13 protein-coding genes are annotated in these 14749 nt (G+C 74.4%); 7 read left to right on the forward strand and 6 right to left on the reverse strand.

The features are described 5' to 3' along the window. The first annotated feature begins 15 nt into the window (after nt 1–15). Together NBH00_RS02585 and NBH00_RS02590 are read left to right on the forward strand one after the other, a co-directional pair. Entirely contained in the window at nt 16–486 is a 471-nt protein-coding gene (locus NBH00_RS02585) for an NUDIX hydrolase (RefSeq protein ID WP_254571796.1), read from the forward strand. 40 nt (nt 487–526) lie between these two features. Further along, nucleotides 527–772: a hypothetical protein gene (locus tag NBH00_RS02590; RefSeq protein ID WP_254571797.1), complete on the forward strand. Its 246-nt coding sequence runs from the start codon at nt 527–529 to the stop codon at nt 770–772. A 2-nt stretch (nt 773–774) separates the two neighbouring features. On the opposite strand, the gene NBH00_RS02595 is transcribed toward NBH00_RS02590, so the two are convergent. Next, nucleotides 775–1638 (reverse strand): short-chain dehydrogenase/reductase, encoded by an 864-nt coding sequence (locus NBH00_RS02595; RefSeq protein ID WP_254571798.1) that lies wholly within the window; start codon nt 1636–1638, stop codon nt 775–777. A 61-nt stretch (nt 1639–1699) separates the two neighbouring features. Between NBH00_RS02595 and NBH00_RS02600 the strand changes: the two genes are divergently transcribed. Continuing rightward, entirely contained in the window at nt 1700–2935 is a 1236-nt protein-coding gene (locus tag NBH00_RS02600; RefSeq protein WP_254571799.1) for a cytochrome P450, read from the forward strand. 3 nt (nt 2936–2938) lie between these two features. Further along, complete coding sequence (locus NBH00_RS02605; RefSeq protein WP_254571800.1) at nt 2939–4420, forward strand: amidase; 1482 nt, start codon at nt 2939–2941, stop codon at nt 4418–4420. Between the two features lie 109 nt (nt 4421–4529). On the opposite strand, the gene NBH00_RS02610 is transcribed toward NBH00_RS02605, so the two are convergent. The 4 genes from NBH00_RS02610 to NBH00_RS02625 form a co-directional block, all read right to left on the reverse strand. Beyond that, the gene (locus tag NBH00_RS02610; protein WP_254571801.1) at nt 4530–5597 is read right to left on the reverse strand and encodes an LLM class flavin-dependent oxidoreductase; all 1068 of its coding nucleotides are present in this window, start codon (nt 5595–5597) and stop codon (nt 4530–4532) included. Between the two features lie 97 nt (nt 5598–5694). Continuing rightward, entirely contained in the window at nt 5695–7881 is a 2187-nt protein-coding gene (locus tag NBH00_RS02615; RefSeq protein ID WP_254571802.1) for a DUF6351 family protein, read from the reverse strand. A 78-nt stretch (nt 7882–7959) separates the two neighbouring features. Continuing rightward, on the reverse strand, nt 7960–8421 hold the full coding sequence (locus NBH00_RS02620) for a MerR family transcriptional regulator (protein ID WP_254571803.1): 462 nt from the start codon (nt 8419–8421) through the stop codon (nt 7960–7962). Beyond that, nucleotides 8418–9920, reverse strand: a complete 1503-nt coding sequence (locus tag NBH00_RS02625; RefSeq protein WP_254571804.1) for an MFS transporter — start codon at nt 9918–9920, stop codon at nt 8418–8420. Before NBH00_RS02625 ends, NBH00_RS02620 begins: the two co-directional genes overlap by 4 nt. Nucleotides 9921–9995: 75 nt before the next feature. Here NBH00_RS02625 and NBH00_RS02630 point away from each other — a divergent pair, with 75 nt between their 5' ends. The 3 genes from NBH00_RS02630 (at nt 9996) to NBH00_RS02640 (ending at nt 14336) form a co-directional block, all read left to right on the forward strand. Beyond that, entirely contained in the window at nt 9996–10592 is a 597-nt protein-coding gene (locus tag NBH00_RS02630; RefSeq protein ID WP_254571805.1) for a hypothetical protein, read from the forward strand. A gap of 34 nt (nt 10593–10626) precedes the next feature. Beyond that, on the forward strand, nt 10627–11037 hold the full coding sequence (locus tag NBH00_RS02635) for a low affinity iron permease family protein (protein WP_254571806.1): 411 nt from the start codon (nt 10627–10629) through the stop codon (nt 11035–11037). Between the two features lie 116 nt (nt 11038–11153). Further along, complete coding sequence (locus tag NBH00_RS02640) at nt 11154–14336, forward strand: diguanylate cyclase (protein ID WP_254571807.1); 3183 nt, start codon at nt 11154–11156, stop codon at nt 14334–14336. Between the two features lie 8 nt (nt 14337–14344). Here the strand turns inward: NBH00_RS02640 and NBH00_RS02645 are convergent, their stop codons facing one another. Further along, entirely contained in the window at nt 14345–14710 is a 366-nt protein-coding gene (locus tag NBH00_RS02645) for a hypothetical protein (RefSeq protein ID WP_254571808.1), read from the reverse strand. Nucleotides 14711–14749 lie beyond the last annotated feature (39 nt).

Below are 14749 nucleotides of genomic sequence, written 5' to 3' on the forward strand. Positions count from 1 at the left end.
TGGGACGATGGCGCCGTGTCCAACCGCGGGGTCACGAGCGCCGGCCTCCTGCTCTACCGTCGCCGGGAGGGGAGGCTCGAGGTGCTCATCGCCCACATGGGCGGCCCCTTCTGGGCCCGGAAGGACCGCGGCGCCTGGTCGATCATCAAGGGCCAGTACACCGCGCCCGAGACCCCCTTCCAGGCGGCCTGCCGCGAGTTCGCCGAGGAGACGGGCAGTGCGCCGCCGGACGGGGAGGCGCTGCCGCTCGGCGAGGTCGTCCAGGGCTCGGGCAAGCGCGTGACCGCCTGGGCGATCGAGAGCGACTTCGATCCCGCGACGATCGTGAGCCAGACGTTCACGGCGGAGTGGCCGCCGCGCTCCGGGCAGATGCAGGAGTTCCCCGAGATCGACCGCGCCGCGTGGTTCGACACCGAGACGGCGAAGGAGAAGCTCGTCCGCGCGCAGGCGGCGTTCGTCGATCGCCTCTGCCGCCGCGTGGCCTGAGCGCCGGCCGGTTTCGCGGCGGGAGTACGCTCGAAGGGCGATGCCACCCGCCCCCGTGCCCGGTCCCGACGAGCTCGCCCACCTGCGGGCGGACGCCCGGTACGCGCGGGAGCGGCTCGCGCTCTACCGCGCCAAGGCCTACGGCATGCGCGAGACGAGCCCGGTGCGGATGCGCGAGCTCGAGCGGCGCGCCGAGCAGACCGCCGAGCGCCTGGCGGCGGCCGAGCGCGCGGCGGCGCCGGCCGCGCCGGATCCCGGGGCCTCGGCCACGCCGGACGGCGGCTGAGCTCAGGCCGTCGTCGGCTGCTCCTCGCCCTCGCGGGCGTCGAAGGCCTCGGCCAGGGCACGGGCCTCCGGGTTGCGCTCCATCCAGGCGTCCCCGAGCGGCCCGAGGACGCCGCGGAGGACCGACATGACCGTCCAGCGCCGCGGCCGGATGACCCGCGGGGCCCGGCGTTCGATACCGGCGACGATCGCCTCGCCCGCCTCGCGCGGCTGCAGGCGCTTGCGCAGCGGGCGCGGGATGAGCTCCATGAGCCGGTCCGACAGCGGGTCGGCGTCGATCGCGCGCCTGACCATCTCGGTGTCGATGAAGCCGAAGTAGGCGACCGTGGCGCTCGCGCCCTTCGGCGCCAGCTCCACCCGCAGCGCCCGCCCGAACTGCTCCACGCCGGCCTTCGCCATCGCGTACGGGGACGCGCCGACGCCGTTCGTGAACGCGTAGATCGAGGACACGACGACGACGTGACCCTGCCGGGCGACGATCTGCGGCAGCGCCGCCTCGACCGTCCGCACGACCCCGTGGAGGTTCACCTCGAGGACCCGGTCGAAGGCCTCCGTCGACGTCGCCCGGAAGCTCGCGCCGCGGGACGCGATCCCCGCGTTGGCGACCACGACGTCGAGGCCGCCGAAGCGCTCGACCGTCGTCGCGACGACGCGCTGCATCGCGCCGCGGTCGGTGACGTCGACCGCGAGGCCGAGCGCCCGGGTGTCGTGCAGGCGGGCGGCCGCCGCGTCGGCGGCGCCCTGGTCGAGGTCGGCGACGACCACCGACGCGCCGCGCTCGATGAGCGCCTGGGCCGTCGCGAAGCCGATGCCGCGGGCCGCGCCGGTGACGAGTGCCACTTTGCCGTTCAGGTCGTAGAGCGTCATGTGAGCACCCTCTCACACGAGGACTGGCCAGCCGGCCAGGATCCGGGTTAGGCTCGTGCCCATGCCGACCGAGAGCACGCCCCTCGACGAGATCCTCATGACCGAGCGCGAGCTGTGGGTCGACGGGCCGCCCGTCGAGACCTTCGCGCGGCTGCGGCGCGAGTGCCCCGTCCACTGGACCTCGCACATCTCCGACTACCGGCCCGAGCCGGGCTACTGGTCGGTGACGACGCAGGAGGACATCCACACCGTCAGCCGCGACTGGCAGACGTACTCCTCCGAGCTCGGCGGCATCACCGCGGTGAGCGAGTCGGTCATGCCGCTCGAGCTCACCCGCGCGATGTTCATCGGGATGGACCCGCCGAAGCACGATCGGCTCAAGGCGCTCTTCCAGCGCGGCTTCACCCCGAAGCGGATCGCCGACCACGAGGCGACGATCCGCGCGATCGTCACCCAGGTGCTCGACGGGCTCGCGGGCCGCGACCGCGTCGACCTCGTCACCGACGTCGCGCAGCCGGTCGTCTCCCGGGTCATCGGGTCGTTCATGGGGATCCCGCCGGAGGACGACGAGATCTGGGCGCGGCTCATGAACACCGTGCTCGGCGCCGGCGACCCCGACATCAACCCCGAGGGCGTCTCGACGGTCATGGAGCGCGACGTCCCGGAGATCTTCGAGCGCTGCCGTGCGCTCATCGCCGCCCGGCGCGTCGCGCCGAGCGACGACCTGACGAGCGTCCTCGTGCACGCCGAGGTCGACGGCCACACGCTCGAGGAGCACGAGATCGTCATGGGCTTCTTCCTCCTCATGGCGGCGGGCAACGACTCGACGAAGGCGACGTACTGCAGCGGGATGCGCGCGCTCATGGAGCATCCGGAGGAGCGCGCGAAGGTCCTCGCCGACCCGGGTCTCGTACCCGGCGTCGTCGAGGAGTCGCTGCGGATGTTCCCGGCCTTCGCGCACTTCCGCCGCACCGCGACGCGCGACACCGAGCTCCACGGGCAGCCGATCCGCGAGGGCGAGAAGGTCGTCATGTGGTACGTCTCGTCCGGCCGCGACGAGAGCGTCTACGAGGACCCGGACCGCTTCGACGTCGAGCGCAACCCCGTGCACCAGGCGTTCGGAGCGGGTGGGCGGCACTACTGCCTCGGGACGGCGCTCGCGCGGCTCGAGCTGCGGCTCCTGTTCGAGGAGACGCTCGCGCGCTACCCGCGGATGGCGATCGACGGCGTCCCGCGCCCCGTCGAGTCGCCGTTCGCGAACCAGCTGAAGACGTTCCCCGTCCGGCTGGAGGGCTGACCGTTGCGCTACGACGAGTACCGGGCCCACGACGGGCTCGGCCTCGCGGCGCTCGTCGCCGCGAAGGAGGTCACGGCCGCGGAGCTGCTCGACGTCGCCCAGGCGCGCGCCGCCGAGGTCGCGCCGAAGCTCGGCAGCGTCATCGTCCGCGACATGGACGCGCAGGCGCGCGGCCGGCTCGAGGAGCCGCTCGACGGCCCCTACGCCGGCGTCCCGTTCGTCATCAAGGACCTCGCACAGGACTACGCCGGGCTGCCGACGTCGTCCGGCTGCCGGGCGCTCGCCGCGCTCCCGATGCCCGAGCACGCAACGGTCGTGCAGCGCTGGCTCGACGCGGGGCTCGTCGTGTTCGGCAAGACGAACACCCCGGAGTTCGGGGCGAAGGGCATCACGGAGCCCGACCTCTTCGGCCCGGCCCGCAACCCGTGGGACCCGTCGCGTACCCCCGGCGGCTCGTCGGGTGGCTCGGCGGCGGCGGTCGCCGCGGGCATCGTCCCGGTCGCCGGAGCGAGCGACGGCGGCGGCTCGATCCGCATCCCCGCCGGCTGCTGCGGGCTCTTCGGCCTGAAGCCGGGGCGCGGCATCGTCCCGTCGGGGCCGCGGACCGGCGAGACGCTGCACGGCTCGGTGACGCAGGGCGTCCTCTCGCGGTCGGTCCGCGACACCGCCGCGATGCTCGACGTCATCGCCGGGACGGACGCCGTGGCACCGTTCCACGCCGCCGGCCCGGACGCGACGTACGCCGCGCTCGCGACCGCCGACCCCGGGCAGCTGCGGATCGGCTTCGTCTCGGCGTCGGCGCTGACGCCGGACCCGCACCCGGAGGCGGTCGCTGCCGTCGAGGGGGCGGCCCGGCTGCTCGAGTCGCTCGGCCACGAGGTCGAGCCGGTCGCCTCGCCGGTCGACGACCGCGCCGTCGCCCGCGACTTCCTCACGACGTGGTTCGTCCACTGCGCCCTCACCGTCGCGGAGGTGCGGCGGGTCACCGGCTGCGGCGACGAGGGCTTCGAGGAGGACACGCTGCTCATGGCCGCGCTCGGGCGGGCGGTCTCCGGCGTCGAGCACGAGCGGGCCATCGAGCGGCGTCATGAGCACGTCCGTGCGCTCGCGGCCTTCCACGGCCGCTACGACCTCCTGCTGACCCCGACGCTCGCGCAGCCGCCCGTGAAGGTCGGCGCGCTCGACACGCCGCTGCTCGCGCGGCTCGGCGCGAAGGTCCTGCTGAAGACGCGGACGACGGGCGTCCTCCCGCACCTCGGCGTCGTCGAGCAGGTCATCGACGCGAACCTCGGCTGGGTCCCGTTCACCCAGCTCGCGAACCTCACCGGGCGGCCGGCCGCGAGCCTCCCGCTCCACTGGACCGCCGACGGGGTCCCCCTCGGCGTGCAGGTCGTCGGGCGCCTCGGGTCCGAGGGGACGCTGCTCGCACTCGCGACGCAGCTCGAGGCGGCTCAGCCGTGGGCGGAGCGGCAGCCGGTGCTCTGAGCAGGGCGCGGCGCGCCGCAGCGTCGCCGAGTGACAACCTGCGCAGGAGGGGTCTGCGTCAGCTGTCAGTCGGCGGGGTCGGGCGCGTCGGCGGGACCCTGGGCCGGCGTCAGGCGGCGGTGCCCGCCGGGGTCGCTGCCGCGCGGGCGGCGAGGCCCTCGCGGACGAGCGGCGCGACCGCGGTCCCGAGCAGCTCGGTCGACCGCAGGACCGCGTCGTGGTCCATCGGGCCGAGCGCCGTCTGCATGAGGAAGCGGGAGTGCCCGAACGCCTCGTGGTGGCGGAGGATCTTGTCCGCGACGGTCCGCGGGCTCCCCACGAGCAGGTGGCCGTCCGGCGACAGCCCCGCCTCGTACTGCGCGCGGGTGAGGGGCGGCCAGCCGCGCTCGCGCCCGATCTGGTCGATCATCCGGCGGTACGGGTCCAGGAACGTGCGGGCGGCGGTCTCGTCGTCCTCGGCGACGAGGCCGTGGGCGTTGATCGAGACGCCGAGCGAGGCCGCGTCGTGACCGGACTCCGCGGCGATCTTGCGGAAGCCGTGGGCGAGGTTCGCGAAGCGGACGGGCTGCCCGCCGATGATCGCGATGGCCAGCGGCAGGCCCATCTGGGCCGCGCGGACGACCGAGCCGGGGTTGCCGCCGACGGCGACCCACAGCGGCAGCGGGTCCTGCAGCGGACGGGGGTAGACGGTCGCCCCGTCGAGCGGCGCGCGGTAGCGGCCGGCCCACGTCACCCGCTCCTCCTCGCGGAGCCGCGCGAGCAGGCGGAGCTTCTCGTCGAAGAGCTCGTCGTAGTCCTCGAGGTCGAAGCCGAAGAGCGGGAAGGACTCGGTGAACGACCCGCGCCCGGCCATGATCTCCGCGCGGCCGCCGGAGACGAGGTCGAGCGTCGAGAACTCCTGGAAGACGCGAACCGGGTCGGCGGAGCTCAGCACGGTGACCGCGCTCGTCAGGCGGATCCGCTCGGTGCGGGCGGCGACGGCGGCGAGCGCCACGGTGGGGGCGGAGACGACGTAGTCGGCGCGGTGGTGCTCGCCGAGGCCGAAGACGTCAAGGCCCGCGCGGTCGGCCGTCTCGGCCTCCTCGAGCAGCTGCACCATGCGGCGCCGGGACGCCTGCGGCAGCGTCTCGCCGGCGGCGGGGACGACATCCGCGAACGTGTAGGTGCCGAGTTCCACGCCTCCCAGTGTACGCGATGGTGATTGCACACGCAACTACATGGGGTCGAAACCCGATAAGCGCCCAACTGGGGGACAGGAATCGGGTCCCGGCGGCTCAGGGGAGCGGCATGCCCCCGATGGCGCTCGTGTAGTCGAGCCACGGCAGGGAGGGCGTCAGCCCGACGGGCGGGCGGGAGAAGTCGCAGACGCCGGTCGGGAAGGCGCGCTGGAGCTTCGCCCACTCCGCGTCGGTGAAGCGCACCGGGTAGGCGGGGCGGTCGAGCGGCTTCAGCGCGCACTTGTTCGTCAGGGTCGCGACCGAGTCGCCCGCGACGATCCGCGGGCTCTTGTACGCGCGGACGAGGAGCGGACAGCCGCCGCTCGGCGTCTCGAGCGACCCCGCCGCCTCGCAGGTGTCCTTCACGTCCGCGGGCCGGTCGCGGATGACCTTCTGCGGCAGCGTCCCGCTCGCGTGGTCGGCCTCGATCGCGGTGAGCCAGCGGTCCATCGCGAGCAGGCCCCGGGTCGAGAAGTCGAAGCCGCCGATCGACGGGGCGGGGCCCTGCCAGATGACCTGGTTCGCGTGCGTCCCGTGGGCGAGGTCCAGGCGGGCGCGCAGCGCGAAGGAGCGGAAGACGTCGTGGAGCAGCCCCTCGTCGGAACCGCGTAGGTCGATGATCGGGACGCGGTCCAGGCGCCGGGCGTCGTTGATGAGCCCCGAGCGGTAGGCGTTCCCGAGCGCCGGCTCGTCGGCCACCGTCCGCGCGGCGGTGTGCATGTCGTTGACGTCGACGCCGCCGACGCGCTCGTTGAGGTCGGCGAAGAGCGCCGGCGGCAGCGTGCCGTCGTAGAGCCCGCCGAGCCCGTACTGCACGCCGACGTTGTCGAGCGGGCGACCCGCGTAGCCGTCGCCGGGCCGGCGCCCGAAGACGTTCACGGCGGCGTCGGCGAGGGAGCAGCGGATGCCGCCCGGGTTGGACGGCGACCAGCGGTCGGCCGCCGTCGTCCCGAAGCACGCCCGCGCGGGACTCCCGAAGCCGGTCTCGTAGAGGGCGTCGAGGAGGATCGCGCTCTGGTGTGCCGGGTGGCCGTCGACGGCGGCGATCGAGATCGGGTCCCAGAGGATCCCGGGGCCCCAGCGGTCCGGGTGCTCGAGGTAGGCGCGCAGGACGTGGAGGTCGAAGAGCTGCGTCGCGCTCGACCATGCGTCGGGGAACGAGCACTGCGGCACGAGGCCGTCGTAGATCCCCGGGTAGGCGTTCGCGACCTGCTGCAACGCCATCGAGCCGCCCGAGCACCCCATGCCGATCGTGTAGCGCAGCTCGCCGTAGCGCTCGACGAAGTGCTCCTTCGCCATCTCGAGCGACTCGGCCTGGGTCACGAGATGGCAGTCGTGCCCGGCGTTGTCGAGCGCGGTGGAGAGGACGGCGAAGCCGCGCCCGAGCGCGACGGTCGGGCTCCGGGCGAGCAGGCCCTTGTCGGCGAAGGCGGAGTCGAGCGTCGTGCTCGGCGCGACGCCGGCGCCGTAGTCCAGCGAGCAGCCCTGGCCGTGGGTGATGACGAGCTTGTGGTTGAACTGGTCCTGCGGGGCCCACGGCTCCCACGGCCGACCGGGGCGGTAGAGCGTCGTGATCCGGTACTGGTCGCGGTCGAGGTAGCCGGTCTCGCTGCGGATGATGAACGGGACGCTCACGCCCTGGTCGGTTCTCGTCGTCGCGACGTCGCCCGCGGGGTGGGCCGGGTCGTACGGCATGAAGTCGTGCCCGTTCTTCGGCATGTACGCGAAGGCGAACCGGGCGGGGGCGTCGCACTGCGCGTCGACGGCCGAGGGAGGGCAGGTCCAGGGGTGCAGCTGCGGGCCGGCGAAGAGCGGGCCGCCGGCGGGGTGGTTCGTGATCGCGAGGACGGCGGTGCGGGCGCGGCGGGCATGGGCGACGAGACGGCTGCGCCCGGGCGGCAGCCCGTCGAGGAGCGCGAGCCGCCGTCCGTCCGGCCGGACGGCGAACGCGCTCGTGACGTCGCGGCCGCCGAGCGTGACCCGGAGCGTCGCGGCGTTCACGTGCGGCGGGACGCTCACCTGCGCGAGTGTGTCGCCCGCGCTGACGAGGTCCGGGCGGCTCGACAGGACCGCGAGGCGCAGCGTCCCGAGCGGTCGCGCCCTGCGGTGGTGCTTGGAGGCCAGGCGGTGCGCCGGCGTCGCGGCCGCGGCGACCGCGGACGTGGACGCTCCGGCGAGGGCGCCGACCGTCAGGACCGTCGTGATGAGGGCCCGCCTGAGCGGGCGACCGTGACCTCCGTGCACGCGCCGTCTCCCTGGACCGAACTGCTGATCAGGGCGACCGTAACGCGCCCGTGCAGAGATTGCACGGTTATCGACTGATCAGCGATGCGGTGTCGCCGTTTCGGAGCCGAGCTCGTCCAGGCGGGTCAGGACGAGCGCCTGACGCTCGGCGAGCTCGTCGTCGAGCGCGGCGAGCTTCGCCTGCCGGCGACGGACGAGCGCGCGCTGGCGCTCGACGTTGAGCAGGGCGGCGCGCAGGATCTCCGCGCGGCGCTTCGTCGACGTGCCGTCGGCACGGAACTCCGCGCGGTGGGTGGCCCGCGCGTCCTCGGCGGCGACGAGCACGCGCAGCTCGTCGAGCGACACGCCGAGCAGGTCCTTCAGGCGCAGGATCGTCCGCAGCCGCTCGAGGTCCTGCTCACCGTAGGTGCGGTGGCGGCCCGAGGCGCGCTCGTCCGCGCCGGGGAGCAGGCCGATCTCCTCGTAGTAGCGGATCGTCCGCACCGTCGTGCCGGTCAGGCGGGCGAGCTCGCCGATGCGCATGTCGCCCTCCGCGCTCATGCGGCGACCTTCTCGAGGGCCTCGGACGGAGCCGCAGCCCCGGCGCCCGTGCTCGCCGTCTTCGGGCGCATGAGCGCGACGCCCGCACCCGCGATCGACGTCGCCGCGAGGACCCACATCGCAACGTGGATGTTGTGGATGAACGGGTCGAGCGAGGCCGGCGACAGGCCGGTCGTCACGCCCGAGAAGATCGAGAGCAGCGTCTGCTTCGAGATGCCGTTCGTCACGATGGCCAGCAGCAGCGCGATCGAGAGGACCGAGCCCGTGTTCTGGAGCATCATCCGCGTGCCGCCGGCGATGCCGCGCCGGTGGACCGGGACCGCACCCATCATCGCGGCGGTGTTCGGCGAGTTGAACATGCCGGACCCGACGCCGGTGATGAAGAGGTAGAGCGCGGTGAGCCAGTAGGCCGTGTCGACCTGGAGCGTCGTCATGAGCGCCATGCCGACGGCCGAGACGACGAGACCGATCGCCGACAGGGCGCGGGCGCCGTTGCGGTCGGCGTACCCGCCGGCGAGCGGCGAGCTGATGAGCATGCCGGCGGCGAGCGGCGCGAGCTTGATGCCCGCGAGGATCGGGTCGTCCCCGATGGCGCCCTGGAAGTAGAGGACGAAGACGAAGGTCAGCGAGAAGCGGCTGAGGCCGGAGAGGAAGGCGGCGCCGGTCGCCGCGTTGAAGCCACGGTCCTCGAAGAGCGTGAGGTCGAGCATCGGCTCGGCGGTGCGCCGCTCGACGAGGAGGAACAGCGGCAGCAGGACGGCGGCGACGACGAGCGAGACGACCGTGATCGTGTCGCTCCAGCCGACGAGCCCGCCGCGCGACATGCCGAGCGTCAGGCCGGTGAGCCCGAGGACGAAGGTGATCGTGCCGAGCCAGTCGAAGCGCTGCTCGTGCTCGGGGGAGACGAGCTCCTTCAGGACCGTCGCGGCCCACAGCGTGCCGAGGATGCCGATCGGGACGTTGAACCAGAAGACCCAGTGCCAGGAGAGCTTCACCAGGGCGCCGCCGAGGACGGGGCCGGCGACGAGGCCGACGCCGGCGACCATGACGTTCGTGCCCATCGCGACGCCGAGCTCCTCGCGCGGGAAGGCATCGGTGACGAGCGCGGAGGCGTTCGCGAACAGCAGCGCGCCGCCGATGCCCTGGACGATGCGCCAGAGGATGAGGCTCGTGCCGCCGGTCGCGAAGCCCGCGCCGAGGGAGGCGAGGGTGAAGATCGCGAAGCCGAGGACGAAGGCGCGCTTACGGCCGAAGACGTCGGACAGGCGCCCGAACGTGAGCACGAGGACGGTCGAGGCGATCATGAAGGCGAGGATCACCCAGACGAGGGTGAGGAGGCCGACGCCGAGGGCGCGCTCGAGGTCCGGCAGCGCGATGACGAGCGTGCCCGAGTTGAGCGTCGCGAGCAGCATGCCGAGGCTCGTGCAGGAGAGGGCCCACCACTTGTAGTGCTCGTGGTCCGCGTTGACACCGAGGGAGAAGCTCTTTCTTACGTTCACGTCAGGTTACGTTAGCAGCAACGCGGAATGGGTGTTCCGCGGCCGTGACCCCGACCCTCCGCCTATCCTCGGCCAATGGCGATGCCCGAGGGACCGCACCTCGACCGGCTGCTGGAGGCGATCGCCGCCGAGGCCCGGGCGCACCGGGCGCTGCTCGCCGGGGAGGCCGCCGGCGGCAGCGCTGGCTCCGGCGCGACGGAGGCGCTCCGCGAGGCGACCACCCGCTACCGCGAGTCGTGGGAGCTCGCGCCGCCCGCGAGCTACGGGCGCCTCATCGGGATGCTCAAGGCCGCGGTGCTCGCGGGCGACGCGGAGGACGCCGCCCGCTACGCGCTCGCCGAGATCCCCGCCGACGCGACGTCCCCGCCGGCGGCCTACGCGCGGGCGATCGCGCTGCTCGTCGACGGCGACGACGCGGGCGCCGCGGCGGCCGCGCACCTCATGCGCGAGGGGTCGCCGGCGTTCGTCCGCGCGGCGGACGCGATCATCGCCCTGGCGGCGGGGGACGGCGCGGCGTACGCGACGGCGGTCGCCGCGATCGTCGCCGACTTCGCCGCGCGCGAGGAGCACCTCACCGGGGTGCCGATCGCGGACACGGCGCTCATGCTCCAGCGGCTCGCGACGCCGCGCGGGCTGGCCGCGACCGTGCGCTCACCGCTCCTGCCCGGCTGACCCGCGGGTCCGGCCCGTCCGGCACACTGCCCCGATGAGCACCGACGACCGCCCCGCCGCCGAGTCCCGCCGGCGCGACACGCGCACCCTCTTCGACCGCTTCGTCGAGGTGGCCCACGGGGTCGTCTCGCGCCCGGGGACGTTCGCGGTCGCGGTCGGCGTCGTGGTCGTCTGGGCCGCGTCCTACCCGCTCTTCCACGAGATCGCCGAGTGGCACGCCGTCATCCACAGCGCCGCGTCGATCACGTCGCTGCTGCTGCTCGTCCTCCTCGAGAACGCCGGGCGCCGCTCCGACGAGGCGGCGCAGGAGAAGCTCAACGTCATGAGCGAGGCGCTCGTCGCCCTGCTCGACGAGCGGGCGGCGCCGGACGACGCCGACCGGGCGGAGCTCGCGGCCCAGGCCGACCGGCTGCGCTCGGCCGTCGGCCTCGAGGCGCGGCACTGACGCCGCGCCCCGGGGGCGGCGCGGACCGCGGCCGGAGGCCTGCGGACAACTACGGGCGAGGCGTCACGCACGCGGGCCGATGAGGTCGACGTGCGGTGTGTTCCGTGGACCCCTCGATGAGCGCGCGGCTCGCGCGTGGTGGTCCTCCGGCGGCCGCGGCCGTCGCGGCCTCCGTCGCCGCCGGCTGGGTCCTCGGGGCCCGCTGGCTCACCTCCTGGGGCCAGGGCCCGACGATGAAGTTCGGCACCGCCGCGGCCGTCGTCATCGCCGCGCTCGCCATCACGCTGCTGGCCGGTGACCCGCCACGCGCGTCGCGTCGCCCGCTCACGGCGGTCCTCGCCGTGCTCGTCGGGATCCGCGGCGTCGTCATCCTCGCCGAATGGGCGACCGGGCACGCGCTCACCGTGGACCGGCTCGTGGCGTCGCGGGTCGCGGGGGACGCCGTCGCCACGCAGCCCTCGCCGCACGCCGCGATCGGGCTCGTCCTCCTCTGCGGGGCGCTGCTGACGGTCGACGCCCAGCACCGGCTCCTGCGCGGGCTCCATGTCGCCCTCACCGGTCTGCTCGGGACGATCGTCGCGTTCGCGGGCGTGGGCTGGCTGTTCGGCTCGGTCTCCGTCACGGCCGGCGCGAGCGTCGGCAGCATCTCGCTCCCCACCTTCGTCTGCTTCCTCGGCCTGTTCGTCGGCCTCGTCGGCCTGCGGCCGGACCGCCCGCCGGTCGCGTGGCTGCGCGGGGACGGCGCCGCGGCGACGATGCTCCGTCGCCTCGTGCCCACGGCGTTCGTCGCGCCGGTGCTGCTCGGGGGCGCCCGGCTCCTCGGGGAGGAGGCGGGCTGGTACGACGAGCGCTTCGGCCTCGCGCTCTTCGCGACGTCGATGATCGCCGTCGTCCTCACGATCGTCTTCGTGACCGCCCGCACCGTCCGCAAGCGCGAGCGCGAGGGGACGGTCCTGCAGGCGCGGCTCGAGGCGACGCTCGATCAGCTTCCCGGCGCCGTCTTCCTCTGCGACACGGACGGGCAGCTGCAGAGCGTCAACCGCGCGTGCGCCGAGGCCATCGGCCTGCCCGCCGCCGCGCTCGTCGGGCGCCGCGTCGACTCGCTGACGAGCTACGGGCCGCTCGCCGAGCTGCAGCGTCTCGACGTCGCCACGGTCCGCTACGGCGCGGCGTCGCGTGAGATGGACGTCCGCCACGCCGACGGCACCGTGCATCACGAGGTCGTCACGCACTACCCGGTGCGGGACGAGGACGGCGCGCTGATCGGGATCGGCGGGATCGCCCTCGACATCACGGCCCGTACGGTCGCCGAGCGGGCGCTGGCGGACGCCGAGCGCCGTCTGCGGCAGCTGCTCGAGTCGGCGCCGGACGCGATGGTCGTCGCCGGGGAGGACGGCGTCATCCGCACCGTCAACGCCCAGGCCGAGCGGCTGTTCGGCTTCTCGCGCGAGGAGCTCGTGGGCAGCTCGGTCGACCTCCTCATCCCCGCCGCCCGCCGGGGGGCGCATGCGCAGCACCGCGCCGCCTTCGGCAGCGCCCCCACCGCGCGGTCGATGGGCGCGGGGCGCGCGCTGCGCGCCCGCCGCAAGGACGGCAGCGAATGCCCCGTGGAGATCTCGCTCGCGCCGCTGCAGACCGAGGAGGGGCTGCTCGTGACCGCGTCGATCCGAGACGTCACCGAGCGCGCGAGGGACGAGGCCGAGCAGGCGGCCCTGCGGCGGGTCGCGACCGCCGTCGCCCAGGACGCGGACCCGTCGGCGATCTTCGAGCTCGTCGCCAAGGAGGTCGCGGGCGTGCTCGGCGTCGGGCACGGCAGCGTCGTGCGTTTCGAGTCCGAAGGGTCGGGGACGGTCCTCGGCCGCTGGACCCCCGCCGGGCCATCGCAGCCCGGGGCCCCGATCGACCTCGACGACGGGACCGCCGTCGGGCTCGTCGCGCAGTCCGGGCGGCCCGCCCGGCTCGACGCCTACCCGCGGGGCGGGTCCTTCGCGGTCGAGCAGGCCCGCGCCGGCCTGCGCAGCGCGGTCGCCGCGCCGATCCGCGTCGGCGGGCGGCTCTGGGGCGCGGTCGCCGCGGCCACGAGCGCGGCCGAGCCGCTGCCCGCGGAGGACGAGGCGCGCGTCGAGCGGTTCGCCGACCTCGTGGCGACGGCGATCAGCAACGCCCAGGCCTGGGAGACGCTCGCGCGCCAGGCCGCGACCGACGCCATCACCGGGGTCTACCGCACCTTTCACTCCCGGCTGCGGGACGAGATCGAGCGGGCGACCCGGCACCGGCGTCCGCTCGCGGTCGTCCTCTTCGACCTCGACCGCTTCAAGCTCGTCAACGACACGCACGGCCATCACGCGGGGGACAAGGTGCTCGCCGAGGTCGCGCGGACCCTGGCCGCGGAGGCCCGCGGTGGCGAGGTCGTGGCCCGCGTCGGCGGCGAGGAGTTCGCCTGGCTGCTGCCGGAGACCGACGCGCTCGGGGCGTTCGCCGCGGCCGAGCGCGCCCGCCGCGCCGTCGCCGCGCTCGACTTCGGCCCGATCGGGACGGTCACCGTGTCGGCCGGCGTCTCCTCGCTCGAGGACAGCGGCGACGGCGAGCTGCTCGTGCAGTGCGCGGACCGGGCCCTCTACTGGGCCAAGGACGCCGGCCGCAACCAGACCTTCCGCTACACCGCCGAGACGCAGGCCGCGCTCGCCGAGCAGCCGCACCGTCGCGAGCGCCACCAGTCGATGAACTCGATCCGGGCGCTCGCCCGCGCCATCGACGCGAAGGACATCGGCACGCGCAGCCACTCCGAGCGCGTCGCCGCGCTGAGCGAGGAGCTCGCCCGGCGCTGCGGCTGGACGAGCAAGCGCGCCCGCCAGCTCCACGCGGCGGCCCTGCTGCACGACGTCGGCAAGATCGGCATCCCCGACTCGATCCTCCTGAAGCCGTCCTCGCTGACCGCCGACGAGTACGAGGAGATCAAGCGCCACCCCGAGATCGGCGCCCAGATCGCCGCCGAGGTCCTCGACGAGGAGCCGACGCGGTGGGTCCGCCATCACCACGAGCGCTGGGACGGCGCCGGGTATCCCGACGGCCTCGCGGGCCACGACGTCCCCGACGGCGCCCAGCTGCTCGCGCTCGCGGACGCATGGGACGTCATGACCACGGCGCGGAGCTACCAGCGGACCCTCACCATCGAAGAGGCGCGGGCGGAGTGCGTCGCCCAGCGCGGCGCCCAGTTCTCGCCCGAGGCGGTCGACGCCCTGCTCGCCCTGTCGGCCGACGAGCTCGCCGCGATCCGGCCGGCCGTGCTCGGCGCCTGAGCGCGGCCTCAGCGCCGGCGCGTCGGCCCGGGAGCGGGCGTCGTCACCGTCAGCGTGCGGTACACGCCGGTCACGGGGTGACGGCCGTCCATCCGCCAGACGAGGGCGGCAGGCAGGTCCGGGTCCCCGAAGCGCGCCGGCGTGACGTCGACGTCGTAGCCGTGGATGCCCTCGACGTTGAACACCCGCACCCACGTGTGGGCGGGGTGGTCGGGATGCTCGCCGTCCGCGCCATGGACGATCCGGACCTTCGCGCCGCGCGCCGCCGCGAAGGCGGCGACGGCCTCGGCCGCCTCGTCGAGCGGGACCCCCGCGCCGGCCGCCTCGAGGTAGGCGTGCGCGAGCGCCTCGGCGCGGCGGTGATGCTCGTTCATGGCGGCCACCCTAGCCCCGAACCCGTTTGCGTTTCCGAA

Origin of the sequence: Paraconexibacter antarcticus (genome assembly GCF_024220175.1) — a bacterium.
In the GTDB taxonomy this organism is placed as follows: Bacteria; Actinomycetota; Thermoleophilia; order Solirubrobacterales; family Solirubrobacteraceae; genus Paraconexibacter; species Paraconexibacter antarcticus.

Excerpts from the sequence above, each read along its gene's own strand:
- NBH00_RS02590 (WP_254571797.1), top strand. The coding sequence starts at position 527 with ATGCCACCCGCCCCCGTGCCCGGTCCCGACGAGCTCGCCCACCTGCGG.
- NBH00_RS02595 (WP_254571798.1), bottom strand. The coding sequence starts at position 1,638 with ATGACGCTCTACGACCTGAACGGCAAAGTGGCACTCGTCACCGGCGCG.
- NBH00_RS02600 (WP_254571799.1), top strand. The coding sequence starts at position 1,700 with ATGCCGACCGAGAGCACGCCCCTCGACGAGATCCTCATGACCGAGCGC.
- NBH00_RS02620 (WP_254571803.1), bottom strand. The coding sequence starts at position 8,421 with ATGAGCGCGGAGGGCGACATGCGCATCGGCGAGCTCGCCCGCCTGACC.
- NBH00_RS02630 (WP_254571805.1), top strand. The coding sequence starts at position 9,996 with ATGGCGATGCCCGAGGGACCGCACCTCGACCGGCTGCTGGAGGCGATC.
- NBH00_RS02635 (WP_254571806.1), top strand. The coding sequence starts at position 10,627 with ATGAGCACCGACGACCGCCCCGCCGCCGAGTCCCGCCGGCGCGACACG.
- NBH00_RS02640 (WP_254571807.1), top strand. The coding sequence starts at position 11,154 with ATGAGCGCGCGGCTCGCGCGTGGTGGTCCTCCGGCGGCCGCGGCCGTC.
- NBH00_RS02645 (WP_254571808.1), bottom strand. The coding sequence starts at position 14,710 with ATGAACGAGCATCACCGCCGCGCCGAGGCGCTCGCGCACGCCTACCTC.